This is a genomic window from Nitrosovibrio sp. Nv6 (genome assembly GCF_900110495.1).
Classification (GTDB): Bacteria; Pseudomonadota; Gammaproteobacteria; order Burkholderiales; family Nitrosomonadaceae; genus Nitrosospira.
In genome coordinates, this window is sequence record NZ_FODX01000006.1 from 85,771 (window position 1) to 99,748 (window position 13,978).

The window sequence follows — 13,978 nt, forward strand, 5'->3', positions numbered from 1 at the left end:
GAAGTTAAACTAACCTTGACCGATGATAAAAAAATGAATATGCATGATGAGTACTATACGCGTTCGCATCTTTTACCCCGCTGATCCAGTTGGCATTGTTCCTGGCGGTATTGATACGTTCATTCGCGGTATCGTTAAATGGGCGCCAGAGGACATCGAATTCAGCCTGGTTGGCATGACGACTGATCCGGTCGCACGGCCCGTGGGTCGTTGGACGCGCTGCAGTGTTGGACGGCGCGAGTTCGACTTTTTTCCAGCCGTCTGGGTCGCGAATGCAGGCGACCGTTCCTACGTGCCACTTTCGCTGCGCTACACCGCTGCAGTCGCATTGGCACCACAGGCTGTGTATCAGGACTTTGATATAGTGGAACTGCATCGTATCGAGCCAGGCTTGTTATTCGGCGAATCACGACCCAAAAACGCTTTTTTCCATACTGACTACTCAGTTATCCACAGAGCGACAAAAACCGATTTCCGCTGGAAGTATTTACCTCGTATTTACGATCTGATGGAACGAAAAATTGTACGGGGACTTTCCTCAGCGTGGTGCGTTAGCAAGCAGTTCACTGCGGTGCTTGAGACCAGATATCCGGCGTCTTCCACGATGATTCGATACATCCCGACCTGGGTTGATACGGAAGTGTTTTCCCCCCTACGAGATGATCTCCGGGCAGAGCAGCGGAGACGTCTCGCTACAACATTAAATATCGATGCGGCCGCATCGTGGATCATTTTTGTTGGCCGACTTGATATAACAAAAAATCCTGAACTCTTGCTGTCTGCTTTTGGGCGACTTGTGTCTAGGGGACGGCACATTGTGCTTCTCTTCATAGGAGATGGTGTTTTGCGGGCTGGGCTCGAGAAAAGAGTAGTTAAAGAAGGCCTTTCGGCGCACGTGCGGTTTCTTGGGCTGAGGGGACCTGCTGAAATTGCTACCATTCTTGCATCGGCCGACGTCTTCGCCCTTTCGTCGACTTACGAAGGTATGCCGATGGCAGTTCTGGAAGCGCTTGGAGCAGGCCTTCCGGTCGCGACCACCGATGTGGGGGAGGTGCGCAAAGTGGTGTGCCCCAAAGTGAACGGTGCTATCTCCACGGATCAAAGCGTGGAAGGGTTTTCCATGTGTCTCGAGGATGTGCTTGATAATCTCAACCATTACGGGGGAGCGCCCGCAATACAAGCGATCCAGCCTTTCCGTCCGGCTGAGGTGTTAGAACCGGTTTATCAGAACTATCGGAAGCTCAGTTCGAGCTTTCGAAAACAAAAGAGGTAAAAAGAGCATGGAAGAAATCAAATCCACCTATCCCGGCAGGCAATACGGCTTAGTCGCCGGCATTCCCATTGATTTGGTCGACTGGCCAACGGTGCGACAGGTAGTCTGTAACTGGGCCATAGCTCGGGAAGCGCGTCAGGTATGTGTTTGCGACGTTCATTCAGTGATTACAGCAGGGCGAAATGGCAGCCATCGCAAAGTCATTGAAGAGGCGGATATGGTGACTGCGGACGGAGCTCCGGTGGCCTGGACTTTGCGGCGCAAGGGGTTCTCAGGTCAAACTCGAATCAACGGTCCTGATATGATGTGGCATCTATGCGCCGATGCGCCTCGGCGCGGCATCAAGGTCGGACTCTTCGGGTCTGCGCCGGAAACGCTAGAACGCCTGCGCGCAGTTATGGAGAAGACCTTCCCACAGCTTGACATATCCTATTGCGTCTCACCGCCATTTCGCCAGCTCACCCATGATGAGGATAATGAGATTTGCGACAGCATCAACAGGAGCGGTGTCGGTCTTCTGTTTGTCAGCCTGGGATGCCCAAAGCAGGAAAAATGGATTTCGGAACACCGTGGCAGAATACACGCTGTTATGATTGGGGTGGGAGCTGCTTTTGATTACCATGCCGGGGCTGTTTTGCGTGCTCCACTCTGGATGCAATCGAACGGACTGGAGTGGCTTCATCGATTATGGTCCGAGCCGCGACGGCTATGGAAGCGCTATTTGATAAACAACTCACAGTTTATTATTAGAACATTATATGACTGGTTTTCGGGAGAGTTTGATAAGGCAAAAGCTATTTCAAATGAAGTGCCCCGCTCCGGCGGGGTGCGCAAGTCCGGAAAATAACTTGTCTGTGTATGTATCGATCAAATAGAAGATCGAGGTTATTTAGCTCGTGGCTTTCCACATTCTATTTTTTGCGTCTTGTGAGTTGCGAGAGGGCTTTAGTTAAACCGGAGGGAAGCCCGTTCATAGCGTTTGACACGAGTTACAACGGTAATATCTTTTTGCCAAGCTAAGCTGCAGTATTATCTATAATCGGTGTGTTCGTCTCTAATAGCCTAATTTTCTTATAGAGAAGGGAGCATGTGTGCGAGGGAATAGCGAGGGGTGCGAACTATGAGCGATAGCAGCATCTATGACAATGGAACTTATCTTGAGAAAAATCCGGGTTGGCACGAAGAAGATTCCACATGGAAAGCAACTCAAATATCCAAAATAATCACGGGGAATAAAATAGCCCCATCGACGTTGTGTGAGGTAGGCTGCGGGGCGGGGGAGATATTAAACTGCTTGTCGAGCGAGTTCGCTAATGTAGCTTTTTCTGGATATGAAATTTCTCCGCAAGCGTTTGAACTTTGCAGGACTAAAGAAAAAAATAATCTGAAATTTCACTTGAAAGATATCTCCGATCACTCAGATCAAACATTCGATGTCGTAATGGCGATTGATGTATTTGAACATGTCGAGGATTACTTTGGATTTCTTCGAAAGCTCAGAACAAGAGGAATATATAAAATATTTCATATCCCCCTGGACTTATCCGTTCAATCTGTGCTTCGAGGCTCACCTATTTTAAATGTCAGGGAGTCAGTCGGCCATATTCAATATTTTACAAAGGAAACCGCCTTGGCAACCTTGAAGGATACAGGATATGAAATTGTTGATTATTTTTACACGGGAAGCTCCCTGGAACTCTCTAATCATTCTTTAAAATCTCACCTAATGAAGCTGCCTAGAAAGCTTTTCTTTAAGCTTAATCGTGACTTGGCCGTCAGGATACTCGGTGGATTCTCACTAATGGTACTGGCCAAGTAGGAGAATTATATCGTATACGGCTAACAGAAAATCACGTTTACACGTGAACGAAATTCAACAGCCTGCTAATCAAAGGATATAAAATTCTCAGCACAATAGCCTTAGAAGAAGTCACTTCCTTGATGCGCCTGGGAGACAATTTATTGCAGCACCAAAGGCAAACTCTTATACTTCAATCTCAATCGTAGTTAAAATGCCGTGGAGGATCGCTACAAAATCACTCTTGGTTTATGGATGAATCAGTTCTGGTCAATGGCTCAGCCTCATACACAGCGGCATCCCGCCTTCTCAGCCAGAAACATACGGACTTTGGGAGAGGCTGCGGAGGGAGGCAATATTTTGGGAGAGACGAATGAAATCTGCATTGCGTCACTTTGCTAATGCCGTATCGGGAAAAAGTCGGGAGCGGAAATGGCATCAATTTTTGGCACTGATGAAGCCTCAGCCTGATGAAACAATCCTTGATATTGGCGTCAACACCACCGAATATACTGATGTGGACAATTACTTGGAGAAGCGGTACCCGTACCCAGAAAAGATCAGTGTAGTCGGGGTTAGCGAAGATTTTACTGAATTTAACAAGCGCTATCCGGCAGTGCGGACATTTTCGTCCGACGGGCGCAACCTGTGTTTTGAGAGCGATTCATTTGATATTAGCTATTCTAACGCGGTAATTGAACATGTGGGGCCTCAGCCTGACCAGCAGCGCTTTCTTGAAGAAATGCTTCGAGTCGGGAAGCGCGGCTATTTGACTACGCCGAACCGCTTGTTTCCGATCGAGACCCATACGAGCATCCCCCTGCTGCACATGGTGCTGACGCGACGTGCATTCGATACATTCCTGCGCCTCATCGGTAAAGGGTGGGCGACTGATTATATTTTCCTATTGTCAGAGCGCGAGTTGCGATCGCTGTTGAGGTCAGCCGGAATTCGCAATTATCAGCTAGTTCGTAATCGGTTCCTCGGCCTGCCAATGACGTTTACTGTTACGTGGCATAAGCAGTGAGTCATTAAAGGCTTGAGCTGAGGCCAATAGCGACGCCTTGGCTGAGTTGGCCATGGCATTGATCAAGTATCTGTTCCAACCCATGCGGAACAGGTCATTCACCCACATTCGTCTCTGCTTCTTCGGCTTCATGAATTCACTGGAAATCGAGTGGAAATAACTCTGATTCTGACAATTCCTCAGCCGTTGTACCCCCTCAGTGCTAATATCTATAAGGGTTAGAGCCTATTTCAGAGCGACTACCGAATTTAGAACTTGTTTTGAAAGCTTGGCGGATTCAAGCATTCTCTCGACTTCGAGAACTGCTCTGCCATATTGTTTTCCTTTGACAGTTCGAACGTTACTTGTTACGGCGTAAGGTTGTTGCTAATCTGCTTTATTAATCTTGATATCTCGTGCAAGTTCTACGGACGTCCCGGCATGGGAGACGCCCGCGGCGCTGTAGATCATGAGCCTGTCAGAAAAGGACAGCCAAGACTGTTTGCAGCTGATCCCACCGGTGTCTCGGGACATTGATCCTGTATGTCGGCAATGCCGTCTCCATCCGAATCGATGAGAGTAGAGTCTCGGGTGTAGATGATTTCCGATGAGTGCGGGGCTACTGAGCGTGGCCAGGTAATCGGTGTGCCATCGACGAAGGAAACGTATTGACCGCATAGGGTTGGGTCTTCATCAGGGCATGAGGCCTCCGATTCGGTACCGCTGGGGTTGGTCAACAGTGCAGTACGCAGCGTCGCACCTACCTGCTGCAGAGGAACTATCTCGACATTGGCGATCGTAAATTCTTTCCCCGATTCGACATAGAAATCGATACGCGCGCCGTTGTCGCCGGTAACGGGATCGCCCTTTTTTATGGTTGAAATCGATTCGATGAGTAAGGTATGGCGTTTCCAGTTCCGGCTTCCGTAAATGGATGTCATCCTATGGGTAAATAGCTCGTAACCATTATCGCCCCCGCCCCCCCGCCTGGGGGCAATCGCGACTCTCTGATTGTCGATTTCAGTCTTTATATCGAATGTCAGGCGATACCAGTGACCCGCTTCGACGGAAAAATTCGGTGACATCAACAGGCTTGGGGTGGCGCCAGCGATCATCCTGATACAGGGGAAAGCGCCGCAGGCTCCAACGGAGGTCGTTGCGCCTGTGCTGCCGTTACCCCAAGGTCGCCAGCCGTCTTGAACACTCGTGGTCGTATTAATTGGAGCGAGGACGCTTTCGCCCTGGACCTGGAAGCTGGTGTAGCCCGCTTGAGTAATTTGTTTGCCATTCGGATCCAGATTGCGCGCTACACCGGCAGTACGCGCCGATTGCCATTCGATGAAGTCATATTCTAACTCGCCCCCATTCCAGCGTTCTCGGGCGATCCGCTTGGATATAAGTGCAGAGTGGTGGTTGAAGTCATAACTTGCGAAGCGTGTTGTGCTCGAAAAGGTAGTTTGCGCCACCACGCCCTGAGCATCACCAAGCGGAAAGATGAGATTATTGGTGACGATATTGCCTGAAATGTCGCCCGCAGGATCGAAACTTCGAGTTCCTTCCTGGAACCAGATCTGGTAGCGGCGATTTCCGTAGAGCGTGTTGCGGTCGATAAGGTTGCGGGCAGTGTTGTGAAGTAAGATGCCATACTCGGCATTTTCGACCGTGTTTCCGATAACGGCAATGTCGGAACCAGGTTCGTCCAGATAAACTCCTGTCGTGTGCGGCCGCTCGTCGGGATGGCCGTGGAGGTCACCGTTCAAATTGCGGATAATATTCTCTTCGATTTTGCTATTGTGATTTTGACCATACATGTAGATACCCCCACAGTCGTGCAATACAGTGCAGGCGTTTTCGATGTTATTACGGCTTACTGAGCTGTTGGGCCCGATAAGTATGCCATGATAAGCCGCGTCACGAATGCTGTTTCTATCAATAGTAGCGCCAGCGCCGGTATTGACGGCAGCAATCGAGGGGCGGGGAAGGGATATAATGCGGCCGTTCTGAATCTGCACCGCGCTGCCTTCAATTTGATTATCCAGGACCCGTAAGCGCAAGGCTGACCGAACTCCATTGACCATTCCGCTTATGGCGTCGAGCCCCGTGTTGATAATGCGATTATTCTGAATCAAGTTGTCTTGTGATGCTGCGGCCAGCAGTCCTTCCTCAACAGTTTCCTCGATGTGACAATCGATGACGGCGACACGAGCACTGCGAGAAAGATCGATTCCCTTTCCTACCCGCCTTACCGCCAAGCCGTGTAGCTCGATGTCTGTACGTCCAGAGAGGTCGATGCCGCTTGGGAGATGAACGACAGAGACACGCGTACCAGGCTCCGCCGCGTCAATGGGGCGAAGATGAATCGCCTTATCGAGGATGTCGTAGACCCATTCACCTGGCTCGTCAAGCATCCACCGGGCGCCAGTAAAAAAATAGCCATATCCTTTGCGTAGAGGATATCTGGTAGGAGAATCCAGCAGTAGCATGCCTTGGTTAACGCCAGAAATAAGCTTGCGTTCGAGCCTCCAGCCGGATGAGCGGACGAAGACGGATACACCGGGGTTCAGCAGTTCGACGGTGGTAAGCGCGGATAGGTCGCTGCTAAGCGGAAGGTAAGTACTGCCTGTCTTGTTATCGTTGCTTACCATATCAGCATCTGACGTGAGCACAAAATACGGCGATTCCGGCGCATTTGAATCATGCCCTCGATTTGGATGATGAGCGATAGCATGAGCTGTGTTGCCGACGTAAAGCGCGATGGGCGTATCAACAGCGGGACTAAGGCTTACATTGTCAAGTCGGATTATGCCGGCATTCCCGGTGCCCTGAATGTCAAGACGCGCATGCCGAACCGATAAGGCTGTCCGGAAGGGCAGACTGATAGTCTGCCAGGTATTATTTCCTATAATGGGAGTTGTGGCACCTATTGTATCCCAGGGCGATTCTGCACGCCGTATATTGGCCCGGGCGGTCTTGCCGATAGGAACCCACATGGTCAGTGTGAGTTGATAAGTAGTCCCAGCCTGCAGCGGAAAGGCGGCGGAGCTAGCCGCCCACCAGAGCGTGGAACTGGTGCCGCCATTGATGACGAGGCAAGGACCTGTGTCGGAGGCGCAGTTAGTGCTATCGACAGCGATATTCAAGGAGCTGTCGGAGGACCAGCTATTCCACTTGGCCGTGCCCTGATCAAACTGGCCATTCTGAATAAAGTTAACCGGGAAAGAACTACGGTAGGCACCTGCCTCTCCAGAGCTCCAGGCGGAGGCAGGGATGGCGATACTGCCGTCAATCAGCGGCTTCACGTTGCACGGCGCCGGGTAAGCTCCTACCCGGATTGGCTGCGAGAGGCTACCAGACATCCCAAGTCGTAGAGTCTCATTCCAGACTTGGCCACAACGGAGAAAGACAGAGTCGCCCGGAAGCAAGTTGGCTCTCGCCACCTGGGCTAGAGTCTGCCATGGTCCGTCGGCAGCACCGGCTTGGGCTGGTAGATTGCCGGACCAGGCGTCATTGCCCAGTTTGGAGTCCACATAATAGGTTGCTCCCAAAGCGAAGTGCGGGAAAATGAACAGGGTGGTAATAACAAGTGCTTTTTTAATGATGATCATAGAATTATCTGTTAAAAAAATAACTGTAAGAGCTAGACATGGCAGAGGCTTGGTGAAACGCCTCTCGATCTTGCCGCAACCCGATGGTGGTTTTTGCAGGCGGTCTGCTTGCCCGGTCTTCTGGCAAAGGGAGTTGATTATTCGCGTCGTCGCCTTTCGCGCATCCCCATCCCGCAACGCCTCGTCGCGCCCGCCTAGGGTTATTCGGAGATTTATTTACGGGTTACCTGCGGGTTACCCGCGAAAAAATTAATCAGGGCGGACTATACGTGGCGTTTCAATCTCTTGAGTCGGGGAAAAAGATAATAAAAGCATCGTTGTTTTACCGGGGCGCATTTCCAGGAAAATATACGTTTCCCGCATGCAAAAGTTCGTCCAATAATCAATTCCCTTGCTCAACATTGATGGGAACGGGACTGATCGCGCAGTTTGAGGTACTTGCTGTTCAGCCTCTTTCTGACCAGTGTGACGCAACAGCCAGGCTAGCGCCCAATCTTCGCGTTTGATAAGCTGATCACCGCCGCACCGTGCGCTGTCTAGAGGCCAGTTCTCACGCGCGTGGTAATTTCACTTGGCAGGTATATGGTATGTATCTATCAACATTGCTATATGGGAGTGACGGCGTGTAACTAAAACATGGGATGTTTCTTTTATAAAAGGCGGACGCGGTTAATAAGAACCTGCGAAGGGGATTCTGTAGCGCGCTTTTACAGGCAATCTGAGGGGCGATAACCGTTAACTCTTGTTATTGATGATTATATCTCGAACTGAGCGGTTTTATCAGCTCTTCTATATTCCTTCTTTATGAGGTAAAGTTATCAGGCTGTTCAAGATAAGTGAGTTTTCAACGTTGTCTCTGTAACCCGGCTTGAACGCAGCAAAATTCTCTTTTCAGGTTCTCGGACCCGCAACGAGCCTTCAATTTTACGGCGAACCGGCGAGCGAAGTGAAATTAATCCGATGTTCAATGTGTCGCGTAAGCATTTATGCTTGATGGATCATTATCTACTGTTGCGGCATGAAGTGATTTGAGAATTCAGGTACGGCAGGTCTAGGGCATGAATACTCCGACAAAGCGCAACGGGCGTGTTAGCATTCTTATCAAGGCACTCAACGAAGAGGCGCGGATTGCAAATTGCCTGGCTGCTGCCGTGCGTGAGGCACAATCACTTGATGGGGAAGTGATTCTGGTTGATTCACTATCAACGGACCGAACCGTCGAAATTGCGCGTGCCTACCCCATCCGGATTGTACAGTTCTCCTGCTTGGGAGATCGTGGCTGTGGCGCTGCTGTTCAACTCGGTTACCAGTTTGCGCAGGGAGACTATATTTACATTCTCGATGGTGACATGGAGTTGCAGACCGGTTTTATTGCCAGAGCACTGAATGTGCTGGAAACTGAACCGGATGTCGCCGGAGTCGGCGGTAGACTCCTGGACAGGCAGATTCGAACTGCTGCGGACCTGAGACGTGCGCAGACGCTGGGGAGTTTGAGCCAGAGAATAGAAGTGGATGAATTGGGTGGTGGCGGTCTCTATCGGCGTGAAGCCATCGAATCCGTCGGTTATCTTGCTCATCGCTGGCTTCCGGCCTTTGAAGAGGCTGAGTTGGGCTTCCGCCTGCGCGCTGCAGGTTGGCGATTATTCCGATTACCTGACCCTGCCGTGTTGCATACTGGTCACACGGAGTCAAATTGGGATATGGTGCGCCGGCTCTGGCGAAATCGTCGCGCCCACGCCGTCGGCATGTTTTTGCGTTCCGCCCTCGGGAAGGCCTGGTGGTGGCGGGCGGTGCTAAGCCAACGGATTGTGATTCTCACGCCCGGAATACACCTGGTGGTCCTGGGAATCGCAATTCTGCTCGGGAATAGCTTACGAGCTACCGTGGGAGTCTGGTTGGCACTAGAATTTGGAGTCTGGTTATGCCTATGGTTGGCGCTGGCTGTCAAGAAACAGGACCTGCAAATAGCGGGGTTTTCTTTAATCAGTTGGCACATCTCAACTGCGGCCGCACTTATCGGCTCAAGCCGACCTCTAGCGGATCCACACACGCCTATCGCCGCAAGGGAGATCATCTGATCTGAGAGCAACCGCCATCCTGTTATGATGTGTTCCGCCGAAGCCCAAAAAAGTGATCGTGAGCCGTAGATAGGGCATCACAAGAATAGCAGGCAATTCGAAGAGATTCAGTTGTCGGTTGGCTAGGAAAGCAGAAAACGACCGATGGTTCGTCGACTCCCTTTTACTATCGGGACTGCTCATTTCTGATGCTCTGCGGTATAACATTAGATACAAAATTCTTTTAACTTGTGTGGTGAATGCTTTTATGACGAAAGCTTTGTTGAGAGACGTCGCTTTCCTTTTATTTTTTGTGCAGCAGATCACAAGCGCAGTAAGCAAGATCAACACGTGAAATATATCTATCTGGTTGCCGGCGCTCGTCCCAATTTCATGAAAATTGCTCCTATCGTACGTGCAATGCGCGCTCATGGCGGCTTGGGTTTTAAAATTATCCACACTGGCCAGCATTACGACCGGGATATGAATGAGGTATTTTTTGAAGAGCTTGGTATTCCTGAGCCGGACGTATTCATGGCCGCAGGCGGAGGTAGCCATTCGCAGCAGACCGCCAGGATCATGGTAGCATTTGAGGAATTGTGCCAGACTGACCGGCCTGATGCTGTGCTGGTAGTGGGTGACGTGAATTCGACTCTCGCCTGTGCCATCGTTGCGAAGAAGCTGAGCATCCCGGTGGCTCATGTTGAAGCGGGTTTGCGCAGTGGGGACATGACCATGCCGGAAGAAATCAATCGCCTGGTTACCGATAGCATTTCGGATCTGTTTTTTGTTACAGAACCAAGTGGCGTTGCGCACTTGAAACGCGAGGGCAAGGATGATTCCGCGATTCATTATGTGGGACACGTAATGATCGATAACTTATTATATCAAGTAGAAAAGCTTGCCGGCATTGATACTGCTCTATTCGGAACGAATTGTTTCAAGGCAGCTAATAGGGTGAATAGCAAGTCTGGTAGCGGGCGTTATGGCGTGGTCACGCTGCATCGACCGGGCAATGTTGACAGCGCCGAGATAATGAGACGCGTCGGTCGTGCGCTGACGGAAATCGCAACGGAATTGCCATTAATTTTCCCAGTACATCCCCGCACGCGTAATAACTTGGAGAAATTCGGAATTGATCTGGGACCAAACATAACGCTGGTGGGTCCGCAGGCTTACATGCCTTTCCTCAATCTTTGGAAAGACGCTGCTGTCGTGTTAACGGATAGCGGCGGTCTGCAGGAAGAAACCACGGCTCTCGGTGTGCCTTGCATTACCATTCGCGAGAATACTGAGCGTCCAGTAACAGTTGATGAAGGTAGCAATGTGCTGGCTGGTACTGAACCTGCGCGGATAATTGCTGAAGCACGGAAAGTGCTGCGCGGGGAAGGCAAACAGGGTTGTCGTCCCCATCTATGGGACGGCAAAGCAGCCGAGCGAATCGTCAAAATACTTGCGATGGAATTCGCTGGTGATTCGTAGCGGGTCGCTCGGACTGCATTATTCTCGTAATCCATGAGTTGAACGCGATAGGAGCGAAGAACGTGCTTCGTAATGATGGTAACGCTGAAATGAGTATTTAGTATAGAGTTATTAGCCATTCAACGGGATATCCCATGATTCTTGTCACCGGTGGTGCTGGTTATATTGGTTCGCATACTTGCGTCGAGTTGCTTAACGCGGGTCTTGATGTCACCGTATTTGACAATTTTTGCAATAGTCATCCCGAGGCATTGGCAAGGGTGGAGCGTATCACGGGGAAAAAGCTCTACCTGGTACGGGGCGATTGCCGGGATCGTGCCGCGTTGGCAGCAGCTCTGCATGACAGTGGTGCGGACGCGGTAATCCATTTCGCCGGCCTCAAAGCCGTAGGCGAATCGGTCACGCAGCCTTTGGCGTATTACGACAACAATGTCGTCGGCACCCTGCGCTTGCTTGAGGCGATGAGTGAATGTGGCGTAAAAAAGCTGGTATTCAGTTCCTCTGCTACTGTCTACGGTGAGCCGAAGTGGTTGCCACTGACCGAGGATCATCCGCTCGCCGCCACAAACCCATATGGACAGAGCAAACTGGTCGTTGAGGAAATTTTGCGCGACCTCTACCGCAGCGATTCTTCCTGGCGCGTCTGTATTCTGCGTTACTTCAATCCCGTTGGAGCCCATACTAGCGGTTTGATTGGAGAAGACCCGCGCGGTATCCCCGATAACCTGATGCCTTTCATAGCCCAGGTAGCGGTAGGCAGACGGGAAATTCTCAACGTGTGGGGCAACGATTATCCAACGCCCGATGGAACGGGCGTAAGGGATTACATTCATGTGGTCGATCTGGCGTTAGGCCACCTTAAAGCTTTGGAAGCACTGGACGCGTCGGCCGATTCGGGTACACCGGAGCTGACCGGGTGTCTGACAGTAAATCTGGGAACTGGCACGGGCTATAGTGTTCTTGATATGGTACGGGCTTTTGAGCAGGCAAGCGGCCGGAGAGTGCCCTACAAAATTGCTCCCCGTCGTCCCGGCGACATAGCCTCCTGCTACGCGGACCCGCGATTGGCCTATGACTTACTGAAATGGCGCGCAGAGCGTGGCTTGGAAGAGATGTGCGCGGACACATGGCGCTGGCAAAGCGCCAATCCCGAAGGATATGGAGTTTGAGGTTTAAAATATGAAGCAGTGCGAGCGTTTCTCTTTCCCCGTGGCCATCCTCGCGCGGCAGCAGGACCGTTTCTATTACACATTGAAAATACATCGCTCTCATTGGTGAAATTTCCATGCAATCATTAATTCCTGTGGTGCTGTCCGGAGGTTCCGGCACGCGCCTCTGGCCCCTTTCTCGCGAGAAATACCCAAAGCAGCTTTTGCCGCTTATCGGGGAGGAGTCGCTGTTGCAGGTCACGCTGCGACGCGTGGAGGGGCTGACAGATATACAAGTTGAGACCCCGCTTGTGGTTTGCAATGAGGAATACCGTTTTATCATTGCTGAGCAGCTTCGATTGATGGAAACAAAGGGTACTATCCTGCTCGAACCTGCCGGCCGTAACACGGCTCCTGCACTAACTCTGGCCGCTCTGGCTGCGATGCGTGATGGGGGAGATCCCGTCATGCTGGTAATGCCCGCCGACCACGTAATTCTGGATAAATCACACTTTCAGGCGGCAGTACGTGAAGGCGCCACACTTGCGGCTGAAGGCGCAGTCGTTACCTTTGGCATCACGCCTGACTCACCCGAGACGGGCTACGGCTACATCCAAGCGGGTGAGCCGATCGGAACCGAAGGTGCCAGCAGCATAGCGCGCTTTGTGGAAAAGCCTGATCTCGCCACGGCGCAGGTTTATCTGGATGCAGGTTCTTACTTCTGGAATAGCGGCCTGTTCATGCTGCGCGCCTCAGTATGGCTCTCGGCTATGGGGGTATGCCGTTATGATATTTTGGCGGCCTGCCGTGAGGCATGGGACGTGCGGTCAACAGACGGAGATTTTGTACGTGTTGGTAAAGAGGCGTTCTTACAATGCCCCAGCGACTCGATCGACTATGCGGTAATGGAACGTATTGCCGTTGGCGAAAACACGCTTCCGGCTGGAGTAATGATGCCATTGTCAGCCGGTTGGTCCGACGTCGGCGCCTGGGATTCGTTGTGGCAGGTGCTGCCCAAGGACCATCAGGGAAATGTAGCGCAAGGCGATGTGTTATTACATAACTGCCACAACATGCTGGTCATGGCGGAGCATCGGCTTATAGCATGCGTGGGAATAGAAGATATGGTGGTGGTCGAAACACCGGACGCCATTCTCGTCGCTCATATGAGCAAGACTCAACAGGTAAAGAATATCGTAGACCATCTCAAGCGTGAGGGCAGGCCGGAAGGCGAGTTGCACCGCAAGGTATTCCGCCCATGGGGATGGTACGACGGTGTCGATTCAGGTGAGCGTTTTCAGGTCAAGCGCATCGTGGTCAAGCCTGGCGCCGCCTTGTCGCTGCAAATGCACCATCACCGGGCGGAGCACTGGATTGTCGTTCGAGGCACGGCTCAGGTCACGCGGGGGGACGCGAGTTATCTGGTATCCGAAAATGAGTCGACCTTTATTCCGTTGGGTGCGCGACACCGGTTGGTAAACCCCGGTTGTGTACCTCTTGAGATGATCGAAGTCCAATCGGGCTCCTATCTGGGTGAAGATGATATTGTTCGCTTTGACGATGTTTATGGGCGATAAAGAGTTCGCGGCACCGTCGATCCACTGGCATC

Annotated in this window: 9 protein-coding genes; 8 read left to right on the forward strand and 1 reads right to left on the reverse strand. The window is 51.4% G+C overall.

What is annotated here, in order from left to right:
• Positions 1–43 precede the first annotated feature (43 nt).
• From BMX66_RS12280 to BMX66_RS12295, 4 genes are all read left to right on the forward strand, one after another.
• Positions 44–1,273, forward strand: coding sequence for a glycosyltransferase family 4 protein (locus BMX66_RS12280; protein WP_090882607.1), 1,230 nt, complete (start codon positions 44–46; stop codon positions 1,271–1,273).
• Positions 1,274–1,280: 7 nt separating this feature from the next.
• The gene (locus BMX66_RS12285) at positions 1,281–2,120 is read left to right on the forward strand and encodes a WecB/TagA/CpsF family glycosyltransferase (RefSeq protein ID WP_090882609.1); all 840 of its coding nucleotides are present in this window, start codon (positions 1,281–1,283) and stop codon (positions 2,118–2,120) included.
• A 273-nt stretch (positions 2,121–2,393) separates the two neighbouring features.
• Complete coding sequence (locus tag BMX66_RS12290) at positions 2,394–3,092, forward strand: class I SAM-dependent methyltransferase (RefSeq protein ID WP_090882611.1); 699 nt, start codon at positions 2,394–2,396, stop codon at positions 3,090–3,092.
• A 352-nt stretch (positions 3,093–3,444) separates the two neighbouring features.
• Positions 3,445–4,098 carry a class I SAM-dependent methyltransferase gene (locus BMX66_RS12295; protein ID WP_090882613.1) on the forward strand — a complete coding sequence of 218 codons (654 nt, stop codon included), beginning with the start codon at positions 3,445–3,447 and terminating at the stop codon, positions 4,096–4,098.
• A gap of 446 nt (positions 4,099–4,544) precedes the next feature.
• Here BMX66_RS12295 and BMX66_RS12300 read toward each other — a convergent pair whose 3' ends face one another.
• Positions 4,545–7,682, reverse strand: coding sequence for a right-handed parallel beta-helix repeat-containing protein (locus BMX66_RS12300; protein ID WP_090882615.1), 3,138 nt, complete (start codon positions 7,680–7,682; stop codon positions 4,545–4,547).
• A 1,058-nt stretch (positions 7,683–8,740) separates the two neighbouring features.
• On the opposite strand from BMX66_RS12300, the gene BMX66_RS12305 reads away from it, so the two are divergent.
• From BMX66_RS12305 to BMX66_RS12325, 4 genes are all read left to right on the forward strand, one after another.
• Positions 8,741–9,760, forward strand: coding sequence for a glycosyltransferase family 2 protein (locus BMX66_RS12305; protein WP_090882617.1), 1,020 nt, complete (start codon positions 8,741–8,743; stop codon positions 9,758–9,760).
• A 330-nt stretch (positions 9,761–10,090) separates the two neighbouring features.
• Positions 10,091–11,221 (forward strand): non-hydrolyzing UDP-N-acetylglucosamine 2-epimerase, encoded by a 1,131-nt coding sequence (gene wecB, locus BMX66_RS12315; RefSeq protein WP_090882621.1) that lies wholly within the window; start codon positions 10,091–10,093, stop codon positions 11,219–11,221.
• Between the two features lie 134 nt (positions 11,222–11,355).
• Positions 11,356–12,390, forward strand: coding sequence for a UDP-glucose 4-epimerase GalE (gene galE / locus BMX66_RS12320; protein WP_090882623.1), 1,035 nt, complete (start codon positions 11,356–11,358; stop codon positions 12,388–12,390).
• A gap of 116 nt (positions 12,391–12,506) precedes the next feature.
• Positions 12,507–13,946 (forward strand): mannose-1-phosphate guanylyltransferase/mannose-6-phosphate isomerase, encoded by a 1,440-nt coding sequence (locus BMX66_RS12325; RefSeq protein ID WP_090882624.1) that lies wholly within the window; start codon positions 12,507–12,509, stop codon positions 13,944–13,946.
• Positions 13,947–13,978 lie beyond the last annotated feature (32 nt).

Excerpts from the sequence above, each read along its gene's own strand:
- BMX66_RS12325 (WP_090882624.1), top strand. The coding sequence starts at position 12,507 with ATGCAATCATTAATTCCTGTGGTGCTGTCCGGAGGTTCCGGCACGCGC.
- BMX66_RS12300 (WP_090882615.1), bottom strand. The coding sequence starts at position 7,682 with ATGATCATCATTAAAAAAGCACTTGTTATTACCACCCTGTTCATTTTC.
- BMX66_RS12295 (WP_090882613.1), top strand. The coding sequence starts at position 3,445 with ATGAAATCTGCATTGCGTCACTTTGCTAATGCCGTATCGGGAAAAAGT.
- BMX66_RS12305 (WP_090882617.1), top strand. The coding sequence starts at position 8,741 with ATGAATACTCCGACAAAGCGCAACGGGCGTGTTAGCATTCTTATCAAG.
- BMX66_RS12285 (WP_090882609.1), top strand. The coding sequence starts at position 1,281 with ATGGAAGAAATCAAATCCACCTATCCCGGCAGGCAATACGGCTTAGTC.
- galE (WP_090882623.1), top strand. The coding sequence starts at position 11,356 with ATGATTCTTGTCACCGGTGGTGCTGGTTATATTGGTTCGCATACTTGC.
- BMX66_RS12290 (WP_090882611.1), top strand. The coding sequence starts at position 2,394 with ATGAGCGATAGCAGCATCTATGACAATGGAACTTATCTTGAGAAAAAT.
- BMX66_RS12280 (WP_090882607.1), top strand. The coding sequence starts at position 44 with ATGATGAGTACTATACGCGTTCGCATCTTTTACCCCGCTGATCCAGTT.